Source organism: Nostoc sp. WHI, from assembly GCF_015714725.1.
In the GTDB taxonomy this organism is placed as follows: domain Bacteria; phylum Cyanobacteriota; class Cyanobacteriia; order Cyanobacteriales; family Nostocaceae; genus Nostoc.
The window spans coordinates 1-25,029 of the sequence record NZ_WBKM01000147.1; the positions used below are offsets into that span (position 1 = coordinate 1).

At 43.3% G+C, this 25,029-nt stretch carries 28 protein-coding genes; 13 read left to right on the forward strand and 15 right to left on the reverse strand.

Translation table 11 applies throughout. From position 1 onward, the window contains the following. Positions 1-21: 21 nt before the first annotated feature. The 3 genes from F8S12_RS15310 to F8S12_RS15320 all read right to left on the reverse strand — a co-directional run bounded on the left by F8S12_RS15310 (position 22) and on the right by F8S12_RS15320 (position 3,753). The gene (locus tag F8S12_RS15310) at positions 22-1,191 is read right to left on the reverse strand and encodes a sugar phosphate nucleotidyltransferase (protein WP_196517017.1); all 1,170 of its coding nucleotides are present in this window, start codon (positions 1,189-1,191) and stop codon (positions 22-24) included. A 231-nt stretch (positions 1,192-1,422) separates the two neighbouring features. Then, on the reverse strand, positions 1,423-2,241 hold the full coding sequence (locus F8S12_RS15315) for a segregation/condensation protein A (protein ID WP_196517018.1): 819 nt from the start codon (positions 2,239-2,241) through the stop codon (positions 1,423-1,425). Between the two features lie 426 nt (positions 2,242-2,667). Beyond that, the gene (locus F8S12_RS15320) at positions 2,668-3,753 is read right to left on the reverse strand and encodes an AI-2E family transporter (RefSeq protein ID WP_196517019.1); all 1,086 of its coding nucleotides are present in this window, start codon (positions 3,751-3,753) and stop codon (positions 2,668-2,670) included. 127 nt (positions 3,754-3,880) lie between these two features. Here F8S12_RS15320 and pdxH point away from each other — a divergent pair, with 127 nt between their 5' ends. After that, the gene (gene pdxH / locus F8S12_RS15325) at positions 3,881-4,525 is read left to right on the forward strand and encodes a pyridoxamine 5'-phosphate oxidase (protein ID WP_196517020.1); all 645 of its coding nucleotides are present in this window, start codon (positions 3,881-3,883) and stop codon (positions 4,523-4,525) included. A gap of 57 nt (positions 4,526-4,582) precedes the next feature. On the opposite strand, the gene F8S12_RS15330 is transcribed toward pdxH, so the two are convergent. The 3 genes from F8S12_RS15330 to bamD all read right to left on the reverse strand — a co-directional run bounded on the left by F8S12_RS15330 (position 4,583) and on the right by bamD (position 7,425). Continuing rightward, on the reverse strand, positions 4,583-5,203 hold the full coding sequence (locus F8S12_RS15330) for an FMN-dependent NADH-azoreductase (protein WP_196517021.1): 621 nt from the start codon (positions 5,201-5,203) through the stop codon (positions 4,583-4,585). 509 nt (positions 5,204-5,712) lie between these two features. Continuing rightward, positions 5,713-6,615: a DUF3153 domain-containing protein gene (locus tag F8S12_RS15335; RefSeq protein WP_196517022.1), complete on the reverse strand. Its 903-nt coding sequence runs from the start codon at positions 6,613-6,615 to the stop codon at positions 5,713-5,715. A gap of 267 nt (positions 6,616-6,882) precedes the next feature. After that, positions 6,883-7,425 carry an outer membrane protein assembly factor BamD gene (gene bamD, locus F8S12_RS15340; RefSeq protein WP_196517023.1) on the reverse strand — a complete coding sequence of 181 codons (543 nt, stop codon included), beginning with the start codon at positions 7,423-7,425 and terminating at the stop codon, positions 6,883-6,885. A gap of 169 nt (positions 7,426-7,594) precedes the next feature. On the opposite strand from bamD, the gene F8S12_RS15345 reads away from it, so the two are divergent. Then, positions 7,595-8,008, forward strand: coding sequence for a hypothetical protein (locus F8S12_RS15345; RefSeq protein WP_196517024.1), 414 nt, complete (start codon positions 7,595-7,597; stop codon positions 8,006-8,008). A gap of 74 nt (positions 8,009-8,082) precedes the next feature. On the opposite strand, the gene argB is transcribed toward F8S12_RS15345, so the two are convergent. Beyond that, a complete protein-coding gene (argB, locus tag F8S12_RS15350; protein ID WP_196517025.1) occupies positions 8,083-8,979 on the reverse strand; it encodes an acetylglutamate kinase in 897 nt (298 codons plus the stop codon). A 189-nt stretch (positions 8,980-9,168) separates the two neighbouring features. Between argB and F8S12_RS15355 the strand changes: the two genes are divergently transcribed. Beyond that, positions 9,169-9,396 (forward strand): hypothetical protein, encoded by a 228-nt coding sequence (locus F8S12_RS15355; protein WP_196517026.1) that lies wholly within the window; start codon positions 9,169-9,171, stop codon positions 9,394-9,396. Then, a complete protein-coding gene (locus F8S12_RS15360; protein ID WP_196517027.1) occupies positions 9,386-9,775 on the forward strand; it encodes a type II toxin-antitoxin system VapC family toxin in 390 nt (129 codons plus the stop codon). The genes F8S12_RS15355 and F8S12_RS15360 overlap by 11 nt, the downstream gene beginning before the upstream one ends. 164 nt (positions 9,776-9,939) lie before the next feature. Here F8S12_RS15360 and F8S12_RS15365 read toward each other — a convergent pair whose 3' ends face one another. Both F8S12_RS15365 and F8S12_RS15370 read right to left on the reverse strand, forming a co-directional pair. Then, the gene (locus tag F8S12_RS15365) at positions 9,940-10,485 is read right to left on the reverse strand and encodes a shikimate kinase (RefSeq protein ID WP_196517028.1); all 546 of its coding nucleotides are present in this window, start codon (positions 10,483-10,485) and stop codon (positions 9,940-9,942) included. Between the two features lie 113 nt (positions 10,486-10,598). Next, complete coding sequence (locus F8S12_RS15370) at positions 10,599-10,757, reverse strand: hypothetical protein (protein WP_196517029.1); 159 nt, start codon at positions 10,755-10,757, stop codon at positions 10,599-10,601. 303 nt (positions 10,758-11,060) lie between these two features. Between F8S12_RS15370 and F8S12_RS15375 the strand changes: the two genes are divergently transcribed. Then, on the forward strand, positions 11,061-11,255 hold the full coding sequence (locus tag F8S12_RS15375) for a hypothetical protein (RefSeq protein ID WP_196517030.1): 195 nt from the start codon (positions 11,061-11,063) through the stop codon (positions 11,253-11,255). A 19-nt stretch (positions 11,256-11,274) separates the two neighbouring features. Here the strand turns inward: F8S12_RS15375 and F8S12_RS15380 are convergent, their stop codons facing one another. The 3 genes from F8S12_RS15380 to F8S12_RS15390 form a co-directional block, all read right to left on the reverse strand. Next, positions 11,275-11,961, reverse strand: coding sequence for a LapA family protein (locus tag F8S12_RS15380; protein WP_196517031.1), 687 nt, complete (start codon positions 11,959-11,961; stop codon positions 11,275-11,277). Between the two features lie 165 nt (positions 11,962-12,126). Further along, positions 12,127-12,747 carry a flavin prenyltransferase UbiX gene (locus tag F8S12_RS15385; RefSeq protein WP_196517032.1) on the reverse strand — a complete coding sequence of 207 codons (621 nt, stop codon included), beginning with the start codon at positions 12,745-12,747 and terminating at the stop codon, positions 12,127-12,129. A 17-nt stretch (positions 12,748-12,764) separates the two neighbouring features. After that, positions 12,765-15,119, reverse strand: coding sequence for a ribonuclease R family protein (locus F8S12_RS15390; protein WP_196517033.1), 2,355 nt, complete (start codon positions 15,117-15,119; stop codon positions 12,765-12,767). Between the two features lie 734 nt (positions 15,120-15,853). Here F8S12_RS15390 and F8S12_RS15395 point away from each other — a divergent pair. Beyond that, positions 15,854-16,033 carry a hypothetical protein gene (locus F8S12_RS15395; protein ID WP_196517034.1) on the forward strand — a complete coding sequence of 60 codons (180 nt, stop codon included), beginning with the start codon at positions 15,854-15,856 and terminating at the stop codon, positions 16,031-16,033. Between the two features lie 126 nt (positions 16,034-16,159). Continuing rightward, the gene (locus tag F8S12_RS15400) at positions 16,160-17,062 is read left to right on the forward strand and encodes a hypothetical protein (RefSeq protein WP_196517035.1); all 903 of its coding nucleotides are present in this window, start codon (positions 16,160-16,162) and stop codon (positions 17,060-17,062) included. Positions 17,063-17,339: 277 nt separating this feature from the next. On the opposite strand, the gene clpP is transcribed toward F8S12_RS15400, so the two are convergent. Further along, the gene (clpP, locus tag F8S12_RS15405) at positions 17,340-17,951 is read right to left on the reverse strand and encodes an ATP-dependent Clp endopeptidase proteolytic subunit ClpP (RefSeq protein WP_196517036.1); all 612 of its coding nucleotides are present in this window, start codon (positions 17,949-17,951) and stop codon (positions 17,340-17,342) included. Between the two features lie 808 nt (positions 17,952-18,759). On the opposite strand from clpP, the gene F8S12_RS15410 reads away from it, so the two are divergent. From F8S12_RS15410 to F8S12_RS15420, 3 genes are all read left to right on the forward strand, one after another. After that, positions 18,760-19,536: an RNA polymerase sigma factor SigF gene (locus tag F8S12_RS15410; RefSeq protein WP_196517037.1), complete on the forward strand. Its 777-nt coding sequence runs from the start codon at positions 18,760-18,762 to the stop codon at positions 19,534-19,536. Positions 19,537-19,701: 165 nt separating this feature from the next. Then, positions 19,702-20,565: a hypothetical protein gene (locus F8S12_RS15415; RefSeq protein ID WP_196517038.1), complete on the forward strand. Its 864-nt coding sequence runs from the start codon at positions 19,702-19,704 to the stop codon at positions 20,563-20,565. Between the two features lie 2 nt (positions 20,566-20,567). Beyond that, on the forward strand, positions 20,568-20,819 hold the full coding sequence (locus F8S12_RS15420; RefSeq protein WP_196517039.1) for a hypothetical protein: 252 nt from the start codon (positions 20,568-20,570) through the stop codon (positions 20,817-20,819). A gap of 260 nt (positions 20,820-21,079) precedes the next feature. Here F8S12_RS15420 and F8S12_RS15425 read toward each other — a convergent pair whose 3' ends face one another. Continuing rightward, on the reverse strand, positions 21,080-21,265 hold the full coding sequence (locus F8S12_RS15425) for a hypothetical protein (protein ID WP_196517040.1): 186 nt from the start codon (positions 21,263-21,265) through the stop codon (positions 21,080-21,082). A gap of 157 nt (positions 21,266-21,422) precedes the next feature. On the opposite strand from F8S12_RS15425, the gene glyA reads away from it, so the two are divergent. The 3 genes from glyA (at position 21,423) to F8S12_RS15440 (ending at position 24,474) form a co-directional block, all read left to right on the forward strand. Beyond that, entirely contained in the window at positions 21,423-22,706 is a 1,284-nt protein-coding gene (gene glyA / locus F8S12_RS15430; RefSeq protein ID WP_196517041.1) for a serine hydroxymethyltransferase, read from the forward strand. A 154-nt stretch (positions 22,707-22,860) separates the two neighbouring features. Then, positions 22,861-24,111: a competence/damage-inducible protein A gene (locus F8S12_RS15435; protein ID WP_196517042.1), complete on the forward strand. Its 1,251-nt coding sequence runs from the start codon at positions 22,861-22,863 to the stop codon at positions 24,109-24,111. 30 nt (positions 24,112-24,141) lie between these two features. Beyond that, a complete protein-coding gene (locus tag F8S12_RS15440) occupies positions 24,142-24,474 on the forward strand; it encodes a hypothetical protein (RefSeq protein WP_230968028.1) in 333 nt (110 codons plus the stop codon). Between the two features lie 79 nt (positions 24,475-24,553). Here the strand turns inward: F8S12_RS15440 and F8S12_RS15445 are convergent, their stop codons facing one another. Continuing rightward, positions 24,554-24,793: a hypothetical protein gene (locus F8S12_RS15445; protein WP_196517043.1), complete on the reverse strand. Its 240-nt coding sequence runs from the start codon at positions 24,791-24,793 to the stop codon at positions 24,554-24,556. Between the last annotated feature and the right edge of the window lie 236 nt (positions 24,794-25,029).

The following is a 25,029-nucleotide window of genomic DNA, read 5'->3' on the forward strand; positions in this document are numbered from 1 at the left end:
CCTGCCTCCCTGCCCCATTCCCTAACTTACATTTGTCCCCAACAATTCTTCTATGGCTTGTTGTTCAACTGGGGTATGTGATGGAACTGTCTGACGGGCATCGGTAATCAGCCAGTCTAAAGCAGCCGCTTGAACATCGATCGCAGCCCCAGTTTTATCCACACAATAACGTCCAAAGACCAGCTTATCGACTAACCGGACTCCGGGGCCCAGGCGCGACCATTCAAAGATCACGCTGTTGTCTACTGTTGCGCCACTACATATCCAACAATTGGGGCCAATCATTGCCGGGCCGACAATTTTAGCTCCGTCTTCTATTCTCGTCATGCCACCAATGTAAACTGGGCCTGTGATATCTACTTTGTCCCAATTTACAGCGACATTTAAGCCAGTGTAGATACCAGGGGCAACTTCATGACCGGGGATTTGCACATTTTTGATTTCACCCAGCAGTACACCGCGAATCGCCCGCCAATAGTCTGGTACTTTACCAATATCTACCCATTCAAAGTCCATAGGGATGGCGTAGAAGGGGGCGTCGATTTCCACCAATTTCGGGAACAATTGACCACCGATGTCATACTCGACTTCAGAAGGAATGTAATTAAATACTTCTGGCTCAAAGATGTAAATACCTGTGTTGATGTTGGTGCTGAGGGCTTCTTCAGTTGAGGGCTTTTCTTGGAAAGCTTTGATGCGTCCGTCTTCGTCAGTGACAACCACACCGTAGCTAGAAACTTCTTCCTTGGGGACAGATTTCGTGATAATAGTAGCGATCGCCCCTTTAGCTTTATGCCATTTAACCGCCGCAGTCAAATCCAAGTCAATCAAGGCATCACCGCACAAAACCACAAAGGTATCATCAAAAAACGGTGAGAAATCTTGGATGCGCCGCATCCCTCCAGCAGAACCTATTGCTTCGCCGACTAGTTTACCGTCGTCATCAATTTTCCCTTCAAAGGAATAGGCAATCTGCACACCAAACCGTTGACCGTCACGGAAATAATTTTCTATTTCCTCAGCCAAATGACTAACGTTGACCATAATTTGGTCAAATCCATGTTGGCGTAACAGTTCTAGTAAGAACTCCATCACTGGTTTTTGCAAGATGGGAATCATCGGTTTGGGAATTGTATAGGTAATCGGACGCACGCGAGTACCCTTACCAGCTGCGAGAATCATCGCTTTCATAAAAATTTATTCCTCAACCACAAACCAGTTTACTTTCATCGAGTGATACTTAATCATCAGTTTTATTTCTGCTGTAAGCCATCCATCAAAACAGAGATAACAAGAATTTAGTGGTTATTGCAACCATAAGTATACTTAGATGACAAGCGATCGCTTATCTTTTCAATTTACTCGGATTTTGGGGTTGAAGCAAAAATATGTCAATTATCTGTAGGGCTACTTTTGGCTTTCTTAGTTCATCGGGTGCTCAAAAGGTTTGCAGATGTTAGCTGAATCTGTAAGTAAGCGAATTTTAATTTCATCGTAAAACTCCTCTTGAACTAGCTCTACTTTTGATTGAGCCGAGAGTAGTAGTAGCGCCCAGAAAACGCTAACTAGGTTAGTGTGTTTAGACTCATGTCCAGATCCATTTTGGTTGAGAAGCTTTGTCTGAATCCACAACTCTACAAGTTGTTCTAAATTCAACCAATTTTGTTCTAAACATAGCTCTCTTGCCGATGAATTCAACACCTGTTCCAGTTCTCCGGCTACTTCTGTCAGATTTTCCTGGTGAGCTAACTCCAGCGCCTCCCGCATACTTTGGACGCTAGGTTGACGCCTGGGACGGATAGGTTTGCTGACTTTTTCTACTAGTTTTAGCTGGTTCGCCATGATTTGCAATTGCTCAATTAGCTCTTGCAGAGTCACCCGGCGTTTTGGCGGTGGCATTGCTGCTGGACGACGACGCAATTGCCGTTCTAATGGTAGACGATGACCCTGATGTGATACACCATCTTCATCTGACAACAGGGGATCATCTTCTGCATCTCCTACTGTTGACAATTGCATCAAGGTATTTGCTTTGAATAATACCAGCATTGATGCTGACAAAAATGCTTGTCCAGATTGAGACAAGTCCGCTTCATAGCCTCTTCCTATTGCCTCCGGTGCCATCAGTTCTAAGTAACGGTCAATCACCTCAATCACTTGGACATCCCAAGGGTCAATTTCCCCCTGCTGGGCTTGATAAATCAGAAGTGTGATTGTTTCTAATAGCTCGGAAGCTTCCATCAACAGGTTCTAAGTTAATTAATGAGAATCAAAAAACCGTAAATTCAGCACTAAACTCATTGACTATTAGCAAAGCGTACACTCTATACATTCGCTTGCGCTTCTTTTATTTAGGAATTTCCTGCTCGCAGTATCCTTTGAAATTTGTAATCAATCACCATTGTGAATTGTGAGATCAGATTATGCAACTTTTAACCTTGGGCATTGGGCATTGGGCATTGTTATTCTTTGCTCCTCTGCTTCCCTGTCCCATTAATCGGCTACGCTGTACACACATCTTTCTAAAAAACCAAAATCGTCGTAGATCCCCCTAAATCCCCTTAAAAAGGCGGACTTTGAGAGCTTTTTGCCCCCTTTTTTAAGGGGGGTTGGGGGGATCAAAAGCCTGTGGGGCAACTCTAAAAGACTTGTGTGTACACCGTAGCCTTAATCGGGGGGCGGGTCATGAGCAATAGTGACAGTTGATACAAAGTCACTCGGCTTGCCGCTCTTGATCGCATCGAAAGTGCCTTTAATAGTACCAGCGATGGGAACAGCAACAAGTGTCCCCAACAATCCAGCAATCTCAAATCCCATCAAAATAGCCACAAAAATCCAAATGGGATTCAGTCCGATAAAGTTGCCGAGTAATCTGGGAGCTAACAGGTTATCTTTAACTTGCTGCATGAGAATCGCCGCGATCGCAACTTGAACTGCCAACCACCAATTTTGCAGCAGTACTAAAATCGTCACTAGACCAATGCCTAGAGATGCCCCGATAAAGGGAATGAGTTCTGAAATACCAATTAATATGGCAAACAACAGGGCAAATGGTACCTTCATTACTAAGAAAATTGGTGTCAGGGTTAGCACCATGAACAGTCCTAGTAACAACTGGCTGAGGAAGAAGTTCTGGAAATTTAGGCGTAAGGATGTGGTGAGGGGATCTCCAATATTAGAGGGTAAAAGATTGATCAGACCATACCAGACGCGATCGCCATATAAAAGCATATAAAAAGCCAGCACCACTACTAACACTACGTCAAGTAATCCTGACAGCAGGGTTCCAGCAAATCCTACTGCACCAGAAGCTAGCTGTTGCACTAGATTCTGAATGTTGGCATTGATTTGACTGCTTACAACTCTCAGATCAAGTGGTAAACGTCGTTGTTTGGCCAGCATCTCAAACATCTCTAGGTTTGCTTGGCTGGCAGTTAACCAATCAGGGATCTTATTTAACAGTTGGATTGTTTGCTCAATGATCAACGGTACTAGGGTGACACCTAGAATCCCAAACAAAGTTAATGTTACAAGTAAAACTATAATCACGGACTGAGCGCGAGTGATTTGAGCAAGTTCAAAGAACTTAACCGGATAATTTAGCAGAAAAGCCAGAATCGCCGCAATGCTCAAGACGGTAATGGGATGCTGGAAATAGCGAAAAAGCACCGACAGCAGCCACACATTTAGAGCGATAATTGGGCCGCTCAGACCATAAATTAACAGGCGTTGAAGGGAGGCCGAACGGCGCATCTTATGCAACCTATTTTAGTTATTCCTTGAGAGAATTTGTAAAATTCTTGATGGTACTGATCATCATCATAGATATTTTTAACAGAGACATGTATAAGCGTATCTGATAGCAAGGAACCAAATCAAAATGGACAAAACTGTAGCTGACCTTCGTAAAGACTACACCTTGGAAGGTTTGAGCGAACTCGAAGTAGACCTCAATCCCTTTATCCAATTTAAAAAATGGTTCGAGCAAGCACTAGCAGCACAACTCCCCGAACCCAATGCCATGACCGTTGCTACTGCTACCCCAGACGGTAAGCCCTCGGCTAGAATGGTGCTGCTCAAAGATTTTGATGAACGGGGCTTTGTCTTATTCACCAACTACAACAGTCACAAAGGAAAAGAACTGGTAGAAAATCCCCAGGCGGCTTTAGTCTTCTGGTGGGCAGAACTGGAACGTCAAGTCCGAATTTCTGGGTATGTGGAGAAAGTTTCCGAAACCGAGTCCGACCAGTATTTTGAAAGTCGCCCTACCAAAAGTCGCCTGGGTGCGTGGGTATCTAATCAAAGCGAGGTGATAGAAAGCCGAGAGGTTCTTGAACGACGCTTGCAGGACTTCCACAGCAAATATGAAAATGAGGAGATTCCCCGACCACCTCATTGGGGAGGTTTACGAGTGATCCCCACAGAAATTGAGTTTTGGCAAGGCCGTCCTAGTCGTCTGCACGATCGCTTGCTTTATAGCCGTTTAGATAATGGCACTTGGAAAATTGAGCGATTGTCACCTTGAAGGAGGCAGGGGGCAGGGGGCAGGGAGCAGAGGAATTTTCCCCGTGTCCCCGTCCCTCTACCACTGGGCGATCGCATCTTGAATCGCTGCCCGTGCTTCTGATAGAGATTGGGTACGGGCATCATCACCTTCAGTCAAGCTATTAGCGTTAATAAATTGAATGTCTGTAAGCCCAATAAAGCCGAAAATTGCCCGCAGGTATGGTTCTTGGAAGTCATAAGCAGCGTAAGGAGATGTCGCTCTAAAGTCGTTGCCGCGAGATGTAATGATAACTGCCTTTTTACCCTCGACTAAGCCTCTTAAGCCTTGAGGATCTATAGCAAAAGTCCGGTTAGGGCGAACTATTTGGTCAATGTAAGCCTTGAAAGTGGAAGGTATATTAAAGTTATACATTGGCACTCCAAAGACGTAGCGATCGGCAGCCAAAAACTCATCCACTAACTCGTTAGAAATCCTAATTGCCTCAGTTAATTCTGGGGTATGGGTTTCTGGTGGTGAGAATGATGCTGCAATCCAAGGTTCATCGACGTGAGGAACTGGGTGATGGCCTAAATCTCGATAAGCGATCGCATCTTCAGGATGCTCTGCTTTCCAACCACTGACGAATTCTTTAGATAGTTCTCTGGAGTGCGATCGTTCAGCACGGGGGCTGGAATCAATATGTAGGATGTTTACCACCAAATATCTCCTGATTGTTAGGATTTACTGCTTTTAGTATTTTTGAGTCTCAATTTCAAAGCATTACATTAGATACTAAAAGTAAGTAGTTACTAAAGTAAAGTAGTTTCCATAAAGTAACTGTTAGACAATTTTGGGTAACTTATCGATATCGGTTTCTAAAAATCCTGATGCTTGCCCAGTCAGTATTCTGATGTCTTTCCTATCAGATACCTGCACAATGTACATACTGTGGGTAACTCAGCACTCAGCACCTACGGTGTACACACAAGTCCTAAAAACCCAACTTGATAAGGCTTTCCTCGTTCCTGGGCTGCCGCCTGGGAATGCATTCATTGAGTCTCTGGCTCAATGTCTAACTGAAGGCAGCAGCCCCTAATCAGCCATTCCCATGCTCTGCATGGGAACGAGAGAACAATGGGAAATCGAGCTTTTTTCGACTTTGTGTACACCGTAGGCACTCATAACTCAGCACTCAGCACTCATAACTCAGCACTGAGATGAATAGTCTACTGGTCTTGAGCGGTGGCTACTTTGGGAGGAAACTGAATTCTGGGGTCTGGCATGAAATTGTATCTCAAGTACAAGCCTCCCCAGACAAACAAGATAATCAACAATGCACCAATACCAAGGGGACTGGGAAGCCAGAAAACCGTTTCTATATGGTTTAGCTGACCAGGCTGGAGTTTCCACACTAGTTGATTGCCATTCTTTTCTGGCGTAATCGCAGTTTCAGTTTGTTGAATATTTTTGGCTCCCCAAGGAGTCTTCAAGCTAAATTCCAAATCAAGAATTGAACCAGCATTAGCCAGGACGTTACCTTTACTGGCAATTAGAGATAGCGATCGCAAATCCAAATCATAAATCAACCGATTTCGGACTAAAAGTAAAAAATAATTCTGCTCCAAGAGTACGTTTGATTCAATTTTCGGCAGTTCTGAGTCAGATTGGCTCTGTACAGACTCAGAAGGCTCATTAGCATGGGAGTTAAAAAATTCGTTGAACTTCTCTTGCAATTCCCTACCACTATTAAAAGGAATTGTGACGATAATTTCTTCCTGGGAAACTCGCTGCGCTTTACCCTCAAGCTTACGTGCACGACGCTCTATGCTATTTAACCATTCATACACATAATCGCCACTAAAACTGGTTAGCCGTTCTCCCAACTTAATATGCTGTACGACTTCGCCACTATTTGAGTTATCAAAGTTAATCCCCAAATCGTACTTAACACAGCCAGTCAGTAGCAGGGATGTTAACAGCACTAGCCACAAAATAGTATTTTGCCTTGGAAAGACGCGATTCATTCGATTTTGACCAATTAATCGTGAAAGAAATTCCATTTTTGCCAACACAAAACTAGATGGTCTGATTAACCAAAAGAAAATTTTTCCAAAAGTTGAAGAATTCATAACCATAATTCTCCTCAAAAGTCAACAGATTTTAAATTTGGGATTTTGGATTTGTGTCACCCACAAGGGGTGTCAATACAGTTCGGTTAACGTGTTTATTCCTCGAAGATCCCCCCAACCCACCTTAAAAAGGGGGGCTAATATCTCTTTTACCCCCTTTTTAAGGGGGTCGCCACAGGCGGGGGGATCTTATCCGAACGGTATTGCAAGGGGTGTTACGTAGCGGGACGTTAGTCCGGCATGAACCAAAAGAATCTAAAATTGGCATCAGCCGGGGGTTCCCGAAAAACTTAACCAAACCAAGTACGAAATGGTTAAGCCAATGGCAATTAACGCTACCCAGATAAAGCGATTATCTCTGGTATTGACCTGACTGAGGTCAACGAATTCTGGCTCCGTAGGTTTAGGCTTCTGCTGCACAGAAGATTTAATCGGTTTAGCAGCTACAGAAATTTTGAGTTCATTATCAGGTAGTGTGCCCAAATCGGGAATTTGGGTCATCCACTCGCTGGGTCTTTTCAGCTTTGGTGCTTTTAGGATGTAAAGCATCTGTCGTGCTTGTTTACTGGTTTCAAAATGAGGATGGCGCTTGAGTCTTTCGCAAAGAGCGATCGCATCATCCGCGCGTCCATCTGCTTCATAAGCTGTCACTAACCAAATTTCTACTTCTCCCCCAAGGCGAGAATTAGGAGCTAACAGAGCGCTGGCCTTTTCTAGATTTTCTACGGCTTCGCGGTATTGCCCATTTTCAAAGGCAACTTTCCCAGCCTGGTAACGGGTTTTAGCAATTTCTAAACTTTCTGCACTCACGTTTTATATACAAATCAGCACTGTTTTTATTTTGCCAATGCCAGCAATCTTTTTGGAATCTTTTTACAAGCCGGCAACCTGAAAGTGGATAAACTTCTAAAATTTAAATTAAGTAGCTGTGATTATTTTCTGATTAAAAATTCCGGTATCAAATGCAGGTGAACAAAATATGTTGAAAATCAAGCATTCCCAACTGAATTGGCTCTTAGCAGGCATGACCTTAGCAGTAATGGGTATAAGCATTGCCCCGGCCTCTGCCGAGCGTGTGATCATAATTGATGGCGCTTATGGAGTTAGGCAATCGCCTGCTGTTGGTTCTTTTATTTATGGGAGTCCGATTCCCACTCCTATGCCTGTAGACCCAGCAACAGGACTAATGCCAAGACACAATAATAATTACCCCGATTATTACTATCCCCAGGTAAGGCAGAACGTGAGGAATTCCACGTTTATTAATCCAACTTTGATTAATCCGACAATTCAAGACTCAACCCTAGTTAATCCGGTGATTATAAATAACTCATGGCGTCGTACCCCATTTAGTGGCGGGCGATCGCGTGTTTTTATTACCTATCCCCGTTAGGGGAATAGGGGCAGGGGGCAGGAGGAGAACTTTTTACTTAGCACTCCTCACTCCTCATTCCTGACTCAGCACTCTTAAGACGTAAACTGCGAACCAAGAATCATTGTCCCGATCCCAACATCAGTAAAGATTTCTAGTAACAGAGCGTGGGGAATGCGACCATCGATAATGTGTGCTGCACGGACTCCTTGAGCAAGCGATCGCACACAACAACTGACTTTAGGAATCATCCCACCGCTAACTACACCATCAGCAATCAACTCGCGGGCTTCACGAATATCTACTTTTGGAATCAAAGTAGATGGGTCTTTGTAATCTCTTAAAATTCCACTAGTGTCGGTCAGTAAAATTAACTTTTCTGCTCCTAATGCAGCAGCGATTTCTCCAGCTACAGTATCGGCGTTAATGTTATAAGCTTGTCCCGTTTCGTCTGCGGCAACGCTGGACACTACCGGAATATAGCCATTGCTAGCGAGGGTGTCCAAAATCTTGATATTCACATTGCTGACTTCCCCCACAAAACCTATGCCTTCTTGGCCTTGGGGACGGGCTGTAAATAGATTACCGTCTTTACCGCAAAGTCCTACAGCCAAACCACCAGCTTGGTTAATTAGCGCGACAATTTCTTTGTTAACTCGACCAACTAAAACCATTTCCACCACATCCATTGTGGCAGCATCAGTGACTCGCAGACCGTTCTTAAATTGTGGTTCGATTCCCAGCTTATCTAACCAACTGTTAATTTCCGGGCCACCGCCATGTACTACAATTGGGCGCAAGCCAACGCACGATAAGAATACAATATCGCGGATAACTTTGTCTTTGAGTGTGCTATCTTTCATTGCTGCGCCACCATATTTGACAACAACAGTGCGACCGGCGAATTGTTGAATATAAGGTAGTGCTTCGCTTAGTACACGTACACGAGTGGCTTCAGTTTGCCTGATGTATTCAGAATCGTTGACCGTCATGAGGAGCCTAACAGAAAGAGTTAAAACCTATTTCAGTCAGTGTAGAAGACTTTGTAACTCCTCACAATCTCTGCTGCCAAAGTTGAGTATTTTTGTACTGATCAGCCATAGCTGTTTAGTTCGTTTCAGAAATGTGAAAATCTATAAAAGAAGGACTAGCAACCAGAATCGAAAATTATCAGGAGAAATATGGATACACCGATTCTTAATCGGCTAATTGAAGAATTAAAAGTTATGCCTGAAGACTTGCAATATCGAGTGCTGGAGTTTGCCCGAACTTTAGTAGGTTCGCAAATTCATGGTGTTCCAGGTAGACAATTATTAAATTTTGCAGGTACAATACCGCCAAACGATATTCAGTTGATGCGCGAAGCAATTGAACAAGGTTGCGAACAGGTAGATATAGATGAGTGGTAGATACCTGCTTGACACTAATATTATTATTGCTTTATTTGCAAATGATATCGCAGTAAATAATCAGCTAGTAAATGCAGAAGAAATTTTTATTCCCAGTGTTGCTATTGGTGAATTATTCTACGGAGCAAGAAAATCAGGGCGATCGCAAGGAAATTTAGAACGTATTGAGGAGTTCATTGCCAGAAATACGGTCATTGGATGTGATGTAGAAACTGCCTATAAATATGGTGAAGTTAAGAATAAATTGCGCCTCAAAGGTCGTCCATTACCCGAAAATGATATTTGGATTGCATCTGTTGCAATTCAGTATAATTTAATTCTTGTTACGCGAGATGCTCATTTTCAAGAAGTTGAAAACCTACAAACAGTACCTTGGTGAATACGTCTTGTACACAAGTAGCTTCAGTTTGTCTATCGAAAAGTCTACATTTACCGTCCTAATCGAGAAGTTGAGATTTTGGAAAATCCCGAAGCAGTTAGTGGCAATCCAGAATTACCCGAGTTTATCCTACGGATGACCAAAATTTGGTAATTTGAGTTTTCCTAATGAGAAACTTGTGGTTTGAGAACGCTAGGAATTGCCTCAAGTACTCGCTTGGCAACGTCTTCAGGTGTATCTCCTTCTTGCAAGGTTATTCGCAGATCGGCTTGAGAGTAAAGTGGTGTTCGTTGTTCAAGGAGCGATCGCAACCTGCCCTTGAGGTCAGCATCTTGCAGGAGGGGTCTTGTGGTATCCTCAACTAAACGGCTGTAAAGTAGTTCTACTGGCGCATCTAGCCACACTATCAAACCGTGGTGCAAGTAACCCCAATTTTCTCGCCGCAGTACAATCCCTCCACCGGTTGCTATAGTCAATTTTGTAAAAGCACAGACTTGTGAAAGGACATCGCTTTCTAACTGGCGAAACCCTGCTTCCCCAACTTGTGCAAATAACTCATTGATAGATTTACCTGTTGCTTGGGCAATGACATTATCGGTATCCACAAACCTGTAACCCAGATCCTTTGCTAGTAAGTGCCCTACTGTTGTCTTACCAACGCCCATCATGCCAATTAAGTACAGGTTGACTCCTTGTAATAAGCTGCTCACCAGTTGCTTCGCTCCAATTGTGAGTTTGAGTCACAGTTTCTAATTATAAACCCAACCACTCAATCTAGGATTTAAAAATACAGAGTTTTGCAGCGATCGCGCAACCGGATAAATTAAGCCAATGCACTCAATAAAGACACAATATACTGATTGAGACTTACACCTTCGCGTTCAAAAATAAAGGATGAATTTCTAAGAAGTGTAGTAATTTTCCTGATGTAACTTGGTAATTGCTGTATAGCGATCGCTATGCTTAACGAAAAAATTAACATAGCTTGTTTGAAACTTTATCCAAACAATTTCTGTCTATTTAAATAGTCCGGATTTTAACTCTGGTGGCTAATTTTAAGTATACACAATACTGTGTTTCTACCAACACAAGGTCGTTATTCTAAAAATCTAGTTATAACAAGCCCCGATCAATTAAATGTTTCCGATAAAGGTGTAAATTATGACTTATTTTCCGCAATTTTCCAAAAAAGCTTTGCAAAGTTGAAGCTTGGACACAAAGACTACTGCATATTTCACCCCAATAAGCCTGAATGAATAAATATAGTATGAATGAGGTGTCAACTATGACTCGAATTCGTGACGTTGTACAAAAAGCTTTAGCAACTGGCTATTTGACAGTGGAAGCTGAAAATCAACTACGACAACTGTTGACTACCCGGTATGACTTGGAAGATTTTAATGCTTTTATGATTTTGCAGGAAGCTGCCATGACTGGTAAGGTCAAGCAAGAGTCTAGAGAGCAGTGTAGTGTCAAGTAGAGAAGTAGTCTGCTACGTCTCATCGACGGGAACGTTTATCATCATCCTCAAAATCATCATCATCATCAAAAAATTCCCAATCATCATCCGCTTGATTGGTAGTTGGTGGCTGATAAGGGGGAATAATTACCCGGTAATCAGCATCGTAAATTGATTCAGTTTTTCCCGCAGATGTATTTTTTGGCTCACGGTAGCTGTATGAGTAAACCGAACCAGATCCAGAACTGCTTTTAACTTCTGATTGACGTTCGTAAGTTTTAGAGTCGCTAGACTGTTGAGTTTGAGGATTAGGGGTAGGCGTTTCCTCTGACTTTTCATCAAAATTCCAATCATCATCTCTACTGCCATTTGTCTCCCAATCATCAAATACATCACTGGTAGGCTCTTCTTTTTTACTAGCTGGTGGTGGACTAGATGTAGGTTCTTTTCTACGAGTTGCCTTTGCACGAGATGAACTTGCTGTTGTTCTTTCAGAATTTTGGCGTTGTCTTGGCGCAAAATAATTGGATAAGTTAAACAAGGTAGCAATCAATAGAGATGTGAAAGCACCAGTAGCAGTACTGAACAAAATCCACATCGCTAATGGTAATGGTTGAGTCCGCACGCCCAAAAATACTAGCGATAGACCAGGTGACCAATTTTGAACTAACAACAGTGTTAGTCCTCCTAATACCGCCACCAATAGAATTAAGCGAATTACAGCCATAGCATTTTTGTCATTTGTCAGTGGTCAGTGGTCAGTGGTTAGTGGCCAGTGGTCAGTCTGATTCTCTTCACTGATTATTGTTCACTGACTACTAACACTATCAGCCATCTCTATCATTACCCTTTTAGGACTATTGTGAAATTTATGATAAATCCGCCGAGGGGATTAGCGACGACCTTGCCACCGTTGAATTGGGATGCAGTCAATATCTAGTTGATCTAAAGCACGGGCAACTACAAAATCAACTAAATCCTCAATGGTTTGGGGATTGTGATACCAGGCGGGAATAGCGGGAACAATTCTGATTCCAACTTCTGCCAAAGAAGTTAAGTTACGTAGGTGAATCAGGCTAAAAGGCGTTTCACGGGGGACAATGACCAGCTTTCGCCCTTCTTTAAGTTGGACATCCGCCGCGCGTTCTAATAAATCGGAACTCAAGCCAACTGCTAGCTTGGCCACTGTGCTCATGCTGCATGGAATGATCATCATCCCCAAAGTGGCAAAGGAACCACTGGCAATCCCGGCTCCAATATCACTCCAAGGATGACAGCGTAGTTTACCCAAAAGCGGAACTCCAGCTTGCTCCCGCCAAAATTGTTCTTGTTGAGTTGGTTCTGATGGCATCCGAATTTCCTGTTCGGACTGCCAAACCATGTAAGTTGATTTAGAGGCAACCAATTCAATACTATACTCAGCTTCTAGCAAAAATTTGATCGCGCGAACAGCGTAAATCAGACCAGATGCGCCCGATACGCCTAAAATTAGAGGCTTAGTGTGATTTGACACGTAACTTTTAGTTAATTTTACTCATCTTCAGAGTAAGGGTCTAAGTCATCAGGCTCAATATCATTTCGTAAGTAAAGCTCTGAAAGGTCGTCATTGGAACCACTACCAGCTAAACCTTTGGCGACACCATCACTACCGACGGTTACCAAATCAATTTGCTGACGGTAGTAATCGACACTTTTTACTTGTACGGCGACGCGATCGCCTAATCTATAGGAAGCGCGATTTTTGCGACCAAACAGTGCTTGTTGTCTGGCGCGATATTCATACCAATCGTCTTTGAGAGAACTGACGTGTACTAATCCTTCTACCCTCAAAGGCACACCAGGATTATTGCTGGATTCTACCTCGGCGGCTGGTACTTCAATTTCCACAAAGAAACCGTAGGATTGAACACCAGTAATCACCCCTTGAAATACCTGACCGATGCGCTGCTTCATCAGTTGAGCTTTTTGTAGTCCGGCTAAATCGGCTTCAGCTTCTTGGACTTCTTTTTCTCGGTCGTTGATTTGAACAATTACCCTAGTTAAATCGCTTTGGAGTTCTTGTTGCAATTCTGGGGGTAAAACGTTCCAGTTGATTTCCTCGTGGCTGGAAGAGTGGCGCAGGTTAACGCGCTCTCTGACACGGGTATTGCGGCGATCGCGTCCGTTTTCGAGTAGCGTGTAATACACTCTCTGCATGAGCAAATCTGGGTAACGCCGCAAGGGAGCGCTAAAGTGGCTATATTGCGGTAGTGCCAGACCAAAGTGAGATCCTTTGGTGGTGCTGTACGCAGATACCTTAAGTGTATCTTGTAATAAGTAAGTAAGGACTTGCTCTGAGGGGGATTCGGCAAAAGCTGTGGTCAAATGTTGATAATCTAAAGGTTGGATCTCGACTTCTGGATCTAGTGTTAGGTCAACGCCTAAATTTACTGCCAATTTCAGCATTTCCTGGACATCTTCGACATCGGGTGTGCCTTGAACTCGCCAGATGGCAGGAACACCAAGGGCATTTAAGTGAGTTGCGATCAGTTGATTAATTAGTAGCACCAACTCCGTGAATAGCGATCGCACGGGTAAATCATTCACCACCACAGTACCGAGAATCCCCTCATCATAATAAGCGTTTTGACTGGGCGGCAGATTCAACTGGAGACTACCACGAGTCAACCTCACCTGTTTCACGGCTGTTTGCAAAGCTTGGAGGTCTTGCAGTATTTGGGAAACCTGTGGGGATTGATCTTGAGCTTCACCTAAAAGAATTGCCTGGGCAAGTTCAGTACTCAGTGCAGTTTCTACATTGATCACACTAGATTGAATTTCCCACTCCAGCACTTGTCCAGATTGGGGATCAATTGTAATTAAAAAAGAGATGGTTAAGCGATCGCTTCCGGCTACTAAAGAACAGCGTTCTGCCACACTTGCTGGCAACATTGGCAGCACTAATTCTCCCAGATATACTGATTTACCTCGTTTGAATGCTTCTCGATCTAGGGGTTCGTCAGGCTGGACATAGTGAGAAACATCAGTGATATGAACGCCCAAAAGCCAATTTCCGGCCAGGTTTTTTTCCAAACTAAAAGCGTTTTCTATAACTTTGTCATCGCCATTTACCCCTTCAATAGTGAAGGTAAATAAATTACGTAAATCCAGCCGGTTTTTTAGGTCTGCTTTGAGTAGCTTTTTGGGTAACTTGGCGGCGGCTTCTAACACATTATCCGGGAAAGTCCGGGAAAGGTCGTGCTTGCATGTTACCAAATCTATATCAGCAGCAGCTTCGGCATCGCTACCGAGAATTTGCACCACTCGACCGAGGGGAGGATATTGTGCCAACGGATAACGCAAAACTTCCACATGAACCAGGTGATCGATCGCTTCTTCCAATTTCGCCCCGTTAGGTTGGATCTTGAGTTCAAACAGCAATCGATCATCTAAGGGCACAGCCCGGAAACCGCTTTCCACCTGCTTAATTCGTGCCAGTAACGTGTGGTTGGAACGTTCTAAAATCAGCTTCACCTCTCCTTCAGGAGAGCGACGACGACTGCCTTCTTTCAGAACTCTTACCAAAACGCGATCGCCATTCCAAGCATTACTCAAATGACTTTCGCGGATGTAAATATCCTCGGCTCCTTCCACATCCTGAATAGCAAAGCAAAAACCTTTACTAGAACAACGGAGTTTTGCTTCGATTATTCCCTCTTCTGAGACACGGCGATACTTGCCCCGTTCTTTCACCAAAAGACCGATTTTTTCCAGAACATCTAAAGCAATGTGAAGTTTTTGTAAACTTTTTTCATCCTCGCAACCGAGTTTCTTTTCCAAAACTTTACGAGCTACCAATTTATCATCGGTGAAATTGGCAAGGAGTGTAGCGATTGAAAATTCCATGCAGTGAACCGACCTTTGGTCAAAACATCATTTTTGTTTAATCTGGTTCTTTCCTGTATTCCCTCACGGCTTACAGAAATAAGCTAGAAACGAATTGCCCTGAGGCAAGGCTTCCTAAGTTCTAAGGAAAGGAAGCCGACCCAGGCTTGCGGGAAACTGCTCCCGCTTGCGTAGTGTCTCCGTACCCTTTCAGGGAAGCAAGCTATGCACAGCGCCCCGCTCTTCAGGAGAAGTTCCGAGCAAAGGAAGCCGACCCACCGACAACTCTAGGCATCTACGAACTTCTCACTGCACGATGTTCTCAGAGTTCGCCTGCGTTCAAGTTCCTTTATCTAACCAAACTTAGAAAGCACGCCTGATTAAGATTTAGCCCCACTAGGTAATTACGCGACTGGTTTTTGAGAAGCTAGCTGGGTTTAGAGAACTCTCCATGCTGCCCAAAAGCGCTATGCAGGGGAGCCACTGCGGTCTTGGGGTTTCCTCAAGAGCAAGTGGCGTCAAAACTACAGGTGTTTGATTGTCTAGATTGAAGGTAATTTTACGCTATTAGACTCTGATTTTTAACTAGGAGGAACTGCTGGTGAACCCAATTTTCCCACATGTAGAATCGGTAACAATTAGGTGAGCAGCTTAATGAGCAGTGAGGGCGAACCTTATCTTCATTATTGTAGATTTAGAGCGCACTTCCAGAAAATAGTTCTAGACATCGAGTTGGGTAATTAATATAGCATTATATGCAAGACTACCCAGGGAAGTTGGCACTAGCCAAAAATTTCTTCAAAAAAGAGCTACTGCTACAATTGGAACACGAGACAAAGCCAGAATATCACCTTGATGAGCCAGAGGATGGATTATGCCTGCTCATCGCCTCCAAAGAAACTGATGACACATGGCAAGCAATTCAAAATCAATAAATGCAATCATGGCTCGCATCTTGGCTATCCACTAGATGTAAATTAAAGTAAGGGCAGCTTACCTCGCTTGAGCATAGAGGCAATGTCGACCCCGTTATTAAACAGATTTAGATTGGTAACAGTATTATGTTGGCTCAATTCCAGAGCTTGTATCCCAAGGGCAGTCTTATTTCGGAATTAGTACAAATTTTTCAAGGAAAATATATTGTCCGGGCAAGCGTGCAAATTGAAGGTGTAACCCGTGCTACTGGTATGGCAGCAGCAGAAACAGTAGAAGCAGCAGAAGACCAAGCTAGAACTAGGGCGCTGATAGTTTTGGGTATTACAAATGCGGCACCAGAATCAGTGGCATTTACCTCAAATCCAATTTCACAGGTGCAGCTGAACCCTTCCTTGAACATCAAAGGTGGATTAAATGAATCTGCTTATTCCTCTGTAAAAGATGAGGATTTTGTTAGTCATCAGTGGTCAGTGGTCAGCGACAAAGAAATATCTATGCCGCCTTCCAGAGTACGGAACATCAAACCAGAACCAGCAACCGATGATGTAAACGCGCCAACTCCTGCCAGCATAATCCAACTTACAACCGAGACGCGAAGCGCAAGCGATACCTATAGCCAGGATTTAGACCAACACCCTCCTGTGATTGCTAACCTGGAGCTAGAATTTGATCCTTCATCTGAAAACTTGGAAATGATGTCTAGTAGTCAGATGGAAAATCAAACCTTTCCAGGAATTTCTACTAATAACGTCACACCATTTACACCTCGCAGTTATAGCCCTCAAGAAGATGTCAACACCCCGTCAGGGGCAGGAAAGAGAAAGAAGAAAGCTGAACCTGTAGATTTATCGGATGTAATTGCTAAAACAGATGTCGAACTTCAGCGCTTAAGCTGGACACCAGAACAGGGACGCGAGCATCTGATTAAAACCTACGGCAAGCGAGGCCGCACTTTGCTAACCGAAGAAGAATTGCACGGATTCCTCAAATACCTTCAATCTGAGCCAGACCCATTAGCGGGATTTTGATTTGTCATTTGTCCAAAAATAACCCCTCTTTACTTATGAAGAGGGGTTATTTTTCGGGCTTAAAAGAATTAAAAGTCAATACACTTGGGTTAAGGATAATCGTAGGTTGGGTGGAACGTTCGCGTAGCGTCCCGCAGGAAAGTGAAACCCAACATCAAGGGTTAATTAATTGTTGGGTTTTGTTCCTCAACCCAACCTACGCAGGTTAAGGTTTTTATGGCTAACACCAAGCGTATTGAATTAAAAGTAGTAAATCACCATTTGTCAATCACGACTATTAATTAAGAACAGCAACTGCTGGACGGCTACCAGCAGCGTGACGGTCAATTACTTGGTCAATCAAACCATATTCCCTGGCTTCCTCTGGCGACATGAAGAAGTCACGTTCAGTATCTTCAGCAATCCGCTCAATTGGTTGACCTGTATGTTCAGCTAAATAGTCGTTTAGCCGCCGCTTGTGATACAGAATTTCCCGCGCCTGAATTTCAATATCAGTCGCCTGTCCCTGAGCGCCGCCTAGAGGTTGATGAATCATAATCCGAGAATGGGGTAGACTCATTCGCTTACCCTTAGCACCAGCGCTGAGGAGAAAAGCGCCCATACTCGCCGCCAATCCCGTACAAATAGTACAGACATCAGGGCGAATGTGCTTCATTGTGTCAAAAATGCCCATGCCAGCCGTCACCGAACCACCGGGAGAATTGATATACATATAAATGTCTTTCTCCGAGTCTTCAGCATCCAAATACAGCAGTTGGGCAACAATCAAGTTAGCGATGTTGTTGTCAACCTGTTGCCCCAAAAAGATGATGCGCTCACGCAAAAGCCGTGAGTAGATGTCAAAGGCGCGTTCACCCCGACCCGATTGTTCAATAACGATAGGAATCATGAAAGCGTGTTTGTGGCTACTTTAAATACATTTTATCGATGACAGCACGAAACTGGAGCTGATCTCTCCTGTTCTCAGGTAGATATAAGTAAATCTTTCCCATTCTGCCTTATCAAACAAGAAAGCAAAAGGTGTAGGACTTACCGAAACAGTGCTGAGTCACCGTTAGCCCAGAAACGAGTTCTGAGTAAAAAAGCAATAATCGCACTTTTTCTAAAAAAGTCTAGAGCAAGTCCCTTTAGGCATAGACAATATTAAGATTTGTACCCTTTCTTAACCCAAGCGTATTGGACTATAAACTTCACTACAACAAGGGGCATCTCACCTTTTTTTGATTGGCTTGCGTAAATATACATACTAATTTTTAATTTCTATTAGTAATTTTTAAATATTAGATGAATCTTGTTTAATTAGACAGGTAATTTTACTGTAAATCAAATTTTTGCTCATCTAAATAAAATCACAATTACCGTTATTTTGGTTCTCTAAATTAACTTCACAATTAATTAATAAAATTAAGTACAATCTCGGTTTGATATTTAGTATTTAATTTTATATTTTATTCCTATGTAGTTCTAAAAATAGCTACAGGTTATACCAAAGATAAATAACAAACTAAATATCGATTTCGCTGATTTAAATTTTGCTCAACTGTCAACCTACCTATGGTTTTTTTCTGAGAAAAACTTGTTATTTACCATAGGATTTGCTAGGACATATAGCGCGATATTGTCTTTGATATCGGGCGATCGCAGCTTAGTTTAAACGCGAGTGCTTGATTGTTTATTTGCTCAATAAGCACAATGCTATGCCTACCACAGCTACCGATGAATTAAAACACGAAATTTGGCAGTTGTTGCGACAATATCAGCAATCTCCGTCAGAAAATATTCGCAATCAACTAGTAAAACTCAATTTTGGACTTGTAAGAAAAGAAGCTCACTACTGGACAAATCAATGTCATGAAACCTACGATGATTTGCTCCAAGTTGGATGTTTGGGTTTAATCAGAGCTATTGAAAGATTTGAACTTTCCAAGGGACATGCCTTCAGTTCCTATGCTCTTCCCTATATTCGGGGTGAAATTCAACACTATCTCCGAGATAAAGGCGTCACCGTGCGAATTCCTCGGAGGTGGTTAGCGCTACAACAGCAGGCAATAGGAGTTTCTCGTTCTTGGCGTGAAAAACATAATCGTCAACCAAGCGACTCGGAATTAGCAGAGGCACTGGGAATTTCTGTAAACGAATGGCAAGAAATTAAATTAGCATGGATCAATCGCGCTCCCCTGAGTCTTGATGTGCCAATCCAAGATGGAGAAGAAGGCTCTACCTGCTTGGGAGAATTGGTTCCAGATCCTCACTATCGCAGCTTTCAACTGGCACAAGAAGACCAACTTCGCTTACAACAAGCATTGGTTCAGCTAGAACAACGCACCCGCGATGTTTTGGAATGTGTGTTTTTGCAAGATTTGACACAAAAACAAGTTGCAGAACATCTGGGCATCAGTGTAGTAACGGTTTCCCGTAGAGTCAAGAAAGGACTGGGTTTGATGAAACAGCTTATGGGTGTGCCAGAAGATTGACTGCAAACAAACTAACCCCGCAGTTCTGCTAGGTAGGTAGTGCTAAAAATAACCCTTGAAATGCAAAAAATTAGGTTATAAAGAGAACAGACTTTGCCTTTGATACAAATTTCAGGCATGTTAATTTCCACTTTTCAATTCTCCAATGGCTTTTGAGAACGGCTCATGGGCAGAAATTCAACAATTACAATTGCAGCTATTTTAACCTTGGCGATCGCTGGATGTGCTTCTGAAGATACACCACAAGCCATCAATCCTGCGCCGATTGCCAAAATGGCAGTAAAGTTGCCACCAACGACTCAATCCTTTAAAAATCCGGTGATACCTGCCAAACAGGTTTCACAAGTTACTTCTACATCTGTTAACTTGATTCAATCCACTAATGCTACAGAGCGGACACGATTAGTTGTAGTATCAAAAAATCGAAGTGACCCCTTTGCACAAGTTTTTGGGCAGACGGTTTACGGAATCCCCAAAATATCTGGAAGACCTGTTCCCGTGGTGCCTAAGCTACCGACTGCATCAATAGCAAAACGAAAACTTCCAACACGCAGCATAGCTTTAAATCCAAATCCAAAGAAAAATAACGTTTCTTCTGTATCAAAACCAAAAAAAGTCAATCCTCCCTTGACTTCAGTCTTGCCTAAGCTTTTGCCTCAAGTTGTCCCCAACCCTACTTTAGTATCTGTATTGCCACCGCCAGCACAACCTGAATTAGCAAGAGCTGTTCTTGTGACTGGTGTAGTTCTAATTAGTAAGGAACCACAGGCAATTATCAAAGTACCGGATGAGCCGACGAGTCGCTATGTGCAGGCGGGACAGCGATTAGGAAATGGCGTACTGGTTAAACGTATTGAAATGAATCAAGGCTACAACCCCATTGTGATTCTGGAACAATATGGCATCGAAGTTGCCAAAATGGTAGGAGAAGGGGCTGTTAAGTCAACGCCGCCAGCTGCACCTGCTACTGGTGATCCTATTTCGGTGACAACGCCCCTCCAAAACCCTTTTAATGTGGGAGCTTCCTAAAGATGGAGACTAAGGAAAAAATTGAATTTCCTGGTTTGCCTTTGGCTGTTTATCGAGAAATAGCAGCACATCTACGCCAAGTCGAAGGTGTAGAAGTAGATTTAATTCCTCAGTCATCCCAACAGTTTGATTACAATCAAAGTCAAATTGGTGGCTTGAGGCTTTCGTGGACAGCAAACTCTGGTTCAGAAAGTCGGCAGCGAGTTAACCAGATTTTGGTTTACTATCAAAATCGCTATACGAATCCTATTTGATTTGTGAAAATCGAAAGCCTTGCATTCCCGAATTCTCTAAGAATTCGGGAATTTTGTTATTATTCTCTGATTTTCTTCCACTGTTACGTTGAAGCGGTAAGCGTAGCCATGCCGTCAGCGAAGAGGAAAAGGGGCAGTTCTTGCAGGGGGGAAACCCCATAAATAAATTTATTGGCTCTGAAACCATGAGTGCAGGCGAAATGAGCGTATCTTTCCCCCCGGCTCCCTGCTCCCCTGCTCCCCTTGCCTCTTGGTCAGGCTTATCGCCTTTTTGTCGCTCTTTGTCTCACAGAACAGCGATCGCTGCAAGGATGATTTAACACAGCTTCATAAACAGTATTGTCTAACGACCTCACAATATGCAGCAAAGTGAGGATTTTAAAAAGCAACGTTATGATCATTGATGCAGTAATCCAGCTTGGGTCTAATAATAAATAAGTTGGCATAAATAAACCTCCAGAGTACGGAGACGATTAATCGCCTCTGTAGAGCAGTCAAAAACCATTGTTCCATAACCCAAAGTTTATGGACTCTTGACTGTTACTTAGGTGCTGTATCCAACCAAAATCAGCCGTTGTACAAATTTCCATAAGGATAATTGAAGTGACTAGGACTAATTCAGACTTTCTTACCTCCAGTGATCCGGCGATCGCAGAGTTAATCAACGACGAACTACAGCGTCAGCGAGACCATTTGGAGTTGATTGCTAGTGAAAACTTTACCTCTGCTGCTGTACTGGCGGCTCAAGGTTCAGTACTGACAAATAAATACGCTGAGGGATTACCTGGTAAACGCTACTATGGCGGTTGTGAGTTTATCGACAAAATCGAGCAACTAGCGATCGACCGCGCTAAACAGATATTTGGTGCTGCTCATGCGAATGTGCAACCCCACTCTGGCGCACAAGCCAATTTTGCAGTGTTCCTGACGCTGCTGGAACCAGGGGACAAAATTATGGGGATGGATTTGTCTCATGGGGGACACCTTACCCACGGTTCACCTGTAAATGTCTCAGGTAAGTGGTTCCAAGTTAGCCACTACGGTGTCAGCCAACAAACAGAACAACTTGACTACGACCAAATTCGGGAGCTGGCGCTGAGGGAGCGTCCTAAGCTGCTGATTTGTGGTTACTCGGCTTATTCCCGGATAATTGACTTTGAAAAGTTCCGTAGCATTGCTGATGAAATCGGCGCTTACTTACTTGGCGATATTGCCCACATTGCCGGTTTGGTTGCTAGTGGTCTTCATCCTGATCCCATTCCTCATTGTCATGTAGTAACAACAACTACACATAAGACTCTACGCGGCCCTAGAGGTGGTTTAATCTTGACCAGCGACGCAGAACTAGGTAAAAAGCTAGATAAATCTGTTTTTCCTGGCACCCAAGGCGGGCCATTGGAACACGTCATTGCTGGTAAGGCGGTAGCATTTGGAGAAGCCCTGAAGCCTGAGTTTAAAACTTATTCTGCCCAAGTGATTGAAAATGCTCGTGCTTTGGCAGAACAACTGCAAAACCGAGGTTTAAAATTAGTGTCTGATGGCACTGATAACCACTTAATGCTGGTGGATTTACGTTCTATTGGTATGACAGGTAAGCAGGCAGATCAGCTAGTTAGTACTGTAAATATTACTGCCAACAAAAATACAGTTCCCTTTGATCCGCAATCGCCATTTGTTACAAGTGGTCTGAGATTAGGTTCGCCAGCAATGACCACGCGGGGCTTAGGAGTAGCAGAATTTACCGAGATTGCAAATATTATTAGCGATCGCCTACTTTCTCCAGATTCCGACATAGTTACCCAAGATTGTCGGCAACGGGTAGCAGCATTGTGCGATCGCTTCCCCTTATACCCTCACCTGGAAATTCCTGTACCAGCCCTAGCCTGAGATGATAGTTAAGAGTTAGGAGTGATGAGTTTTAAGTTTTAAACTCCTAACTCCTACCAGCCCTAGCCTGAGATGATAGTTAAGAGGAATGAGTTTTAAGTTTTGAACTTTTAACTCTTAACTCCTAACTACTAACTCCTAACTATTGCTTCCAATGAGTGCAGAAATTATTTGTGTTGGTACTGAACTGCTGCTAGGAGATATCCTCAACGGCAATGCTCAATTTCTAGCGCAACAATTAGCGCAGCTAGGTATTCCCCACTATTATCAAACAGTGGTTGGCGATAATCCAGAACGGTTGAAGCAAGTTATAGAAATTGCTATTTCCAGAGCGCAAATTCTTATTTTCACTGGTGGACTCGGCCCGACACCAGATGATCTCACCTGCGAAACGATCGCCGATTTTTTTAAAGTTCCCTTGGTAGAACACCCAGAAATCATCGAAGACATAACTCAGAAATTCGCCCAACGTGGTCGAGTTATGTCACCAAGTAACCGCAAGCAGGCTTTGATTCCCCAAGGTGCAGAAATTCTACCTAACCCCACTGGAACAGCACCCGGTATCATCTGGCAACCCCGTCCTGAAATCACGATTTTTACCTTTCCCGGTGTTCCCAGTGAAATGCACCCGATGTGGGAAGAAACAGCCGTCCCATTTCTCACAAGTCAAGGTTGGGGTAAGGAAATTATTTACAGTCGGAGTTTAAAGTTTTGGGGTATTGGTGAATCTGCTTTAGCGGAAAAGGTTGCTTCCTATTTAAACTTGGCAAATCCCACAGTAGCCCCTTATGCAGGTAAGGGGGAAGTAAGATTGCGAATTTCTGCTAAAGCAACTTCAGAAGCAGCAGCAGAAGCTCTGATTTTGCCGATTGAGAAACAGCTTAAAGAAATTGCCGGACTGGATTTTTACGGTGTCAATGATGATACTCTTGCTACCGTGGTCGGTCAGTTGTTGCGAACATCGAAAGAAACGCTTTCGGTGGCAGAATCTTGTACTGGTGGCGGTTTAGGGCAAGTGTTAACTGAGATTTCTGGCAGTTCTGATTACTTTTGGGGTGGAGTAATTTCTTATGACAATTCGGTGAAGGTTGGGCTGCTGGGGGTTAATCCAGAAGATTTAGATAAATTTGGGGCGGTAAGTGCGATCGTTGCAGAGCAAATGGCAATTGGGGTAAAAACGCGCCTTGCAACAACTTGGGGATTAAGTATTACTGGTATTGCTGGCCCAACTGGGGGGACAGATACTAAGCCGGTGGGTTTAGTTTACGTTGGTTTAGCTGGGCCAAAGGATGAAGTGGCAAGTTTTGAGTATCACTTTGGTGCAGTGCGAGGTCGAGCTTTAATTCGTCATGTGAGTGCGAATGCAGCGTTGGATAATTTGCGGCGGAAATTGTTGACGAGGTAGGAGGTATATTATGTTTGTCATACAAATCGTATGACAAGCGAACCTAACGATACGATGCGAATTAATGCGCGATTAGATGAAGAGTATGCAGTAAGTTTTATCAATAACTTATTTTTAGAGGTATTTACGGTTTTTGATTTGCGATGCCAAGGGCGGGCTGCGCCTACGCATCATGGTAAGCGTATTTCTGAACTTATGGCAAAATATGCGGACTTACCAATGGATCTTGCCGATGCTTCGTTAGTGATTTTGGCAGAACATCTGGGGCATGGAAGAATTTTGTCGATAGATTTTAGAGATTTTAATACTTACAGTTGGAAAAATCAGCATCCATTTGAAAATCTGATGCTGTTGGATGGTTGAGGGGATGCTTTGCTGCGATACCTACGCTTTTGGTTAAAAGTTCGTTGGTAGATTTAGCGATCGCACCCACTCACTGTATTTAATCCAAAGTAACTTGTTTAATTGTAATACTCATCATTTCTTTGCCCTCACTATTGGGTGCAACTTGCGGTTTGCTCCAAGCTGTTACTTCAGCAAAGCCGAGACGATACAGCAAATGAATAATGCTGTTAATACCTTGACGGGAACCAATTACGAGAATTTTGACCTGTTCACGGTTGCGAAAAGATGAGGGAGGGTTCTTAAAGTCTGTTGTGTCAAAGATAAATTCTTCAGCCATTGAACTAAACCTTATTCTTAGATGATGTACCTGATTGCGTACTAAAGTTTAGTCTAGCTCGTTGTACGCAATCAGGTACATTTACTTGCTTTGAATTCCCTGACAAAATCTTAGGACTTACGCATTGACAGAAGCAATTAAATATGAATATGGGTTTTCAGACATTTAAGTTTGATTTTTTCACCATTAGCCAGCGATGCCTGCGGCGGGCTGCGCCTACGCTAGTGATCTAAAGC

Bases quoted from the DNA above. Each gene is read 5' to 3' on its own strand.
- F8S12_RS15440 (WP_230968028.1), top strand. From the start codon at position 24,142: ATGACAAGCGAACCTAACGATACGATGCGAATTAATGCGCGATTAGAT.
- F8S12_RS15315 (WP_196517018.1), bottom strand. From the start codon at position 2,241: ATGGAAGCTTCCGAGCTATTAGAAACAATCACACTTCTGATTTATCAA.
- F8S12_RS15355 (WP_196517026.1), top strand. From the start codon at position 9,169: ATGGATACACCGATTCTTAATCGGCTAATTGAAGAATTAAAAGTTATG.
- F8S12_RS15320 (WP_196517019.1), bottom strand. From the start codon at position 3,753: ATGCGCCGTTCGGCCTCCCTTCAACGCCTGTTAATTTATGGTCTGAGC.
- F8S12_RS15415 (WP_196517038.1), top strand. From the start codon at position 19,702: ATGGGCAGAAATTCAACAATTACAATTGCAGCTATTTTAACCTTGGCG.
- F8S12_RS15380 (WP_196517031.1), bottom strand. From the start codon at position 11,961: ATGGCTGTAATTCGCTTAATTCTATTGGTGGCGGTATTAGGAGGACTA.
- F8S12_RS15410 (WP_196517037.1), top strand. From the start codon at position 18,760: ATGCCTACCACAGCTACCGATGAATTAAAACACGAAATTTGGCAGTTG.
- F8S12_RS15400 (WP_196517035.1), top strand. From the start codon at position 16,160: ATGTTGGCTCAATTCCAGAGCTTGTATCCCAAGGGCAGTCTTATTTCG.
- F8S12_RS15425 (WP_196517040.1), bottom strand. From the start codon at position 21,265: ATGCCAACTTATTTATTATTAGACCCAAGCTGGATTACTGCATCAATG.
- F8S12_RS15345 (WP_196517024.1), top strand. From the start codon at position 7,595: ATGTTGAAAATCAAGCATTCCCAACTGAATTGGCTCTTAGCAGGCATG.
- clpP (WP_196517036.1), bottom strand. From the start codon at position 17,951: ATGATTCCTATCGTTATTGAACAATCGGGTCGGGGTGAACGCGCCTTT.
- F8S12_RS15445 (WP_196517043.1), bottom strand. From the start codon at position 24,793: ATGGCTGAAGAATTTATCTTTGACACAACAGACTTTAAGAACCCTCCC.
- F8S12_RS15435 (WP_196517042.1), top strand. From the start codon at position 22,861: ATGAGTGCAGAAATTATTTGTGTTGGTACTGAACTGCTGCTAGGAGAT.
- F8S12_RS15310 (WP_196517017.1), bottom strand. From the start codon at position 1,191: ATGAAAGCGATGATTCTCGCAGCTGGTAAGGGTACTCGCGTGCGTCCG.
- F8S12_RS15390 (WP_196517033.1), bottom strand. From the start codon at position 15,119: ATGGAATTTTCAATCGCTACACTCCTTGCCAATTTCACCGATGATAAA.
- F8S12_RS15335 (WP_196517022.1), bottom strand. From the start codon at position 6,615: ATGAATTCTTCAACTTTTGGAAAAATTTTCTTTTGGTTAATCAGACCA.
- F8S12_RS15375 (WP_196517030.1), top strand. From the start codon at position 11,061: ATGACTCGAATTCGTGACGTTGTACAAAAAGCTTTAGCAACTGGCTAT.
- argB (WP_196517025.1), bottom strand. From the start codon at position 8,979: ATGACGGTCAACGATTCTGAATACATCAGGCAAACTGAAGCCACTCGT.
- F8S12_RS15395 (WP_196517034.1), top strand. From the start codon at position 15,854: ATGCAAGACTACCCAGGGAAGTTGGCACTAGCCAAAAATTTCTTCAAA.
- F8S12_RS15370 (WP_196517029.1), bottom strand. From the start codon at position 10,757: ATGTTAATTTTTTCGTTAAGCATAGCGATCGCTATACAGCAATTACCA.
- pdxH (WP_196517020.1), top strand. From the start codon at position 3,881: ATGGACAAAACTGTAGCTGACCTTCGTAAAGACTACACCTTGGAAGGT.
- F8S12_RS15420 (WP_196517039.1), top strand. From the start codon at position 20,568: ATGGAGACTAAGGAAAAAATTGAATTTCCTGGTTTGCCTTTGGCTGTT.
- F8S12_RS15360 (WP_196517027.1), top strand. From the start codon at position 9,386: ATGAGTGGTAGATACCTGCTTGACACTAATATTATTATTGCTTTATTT.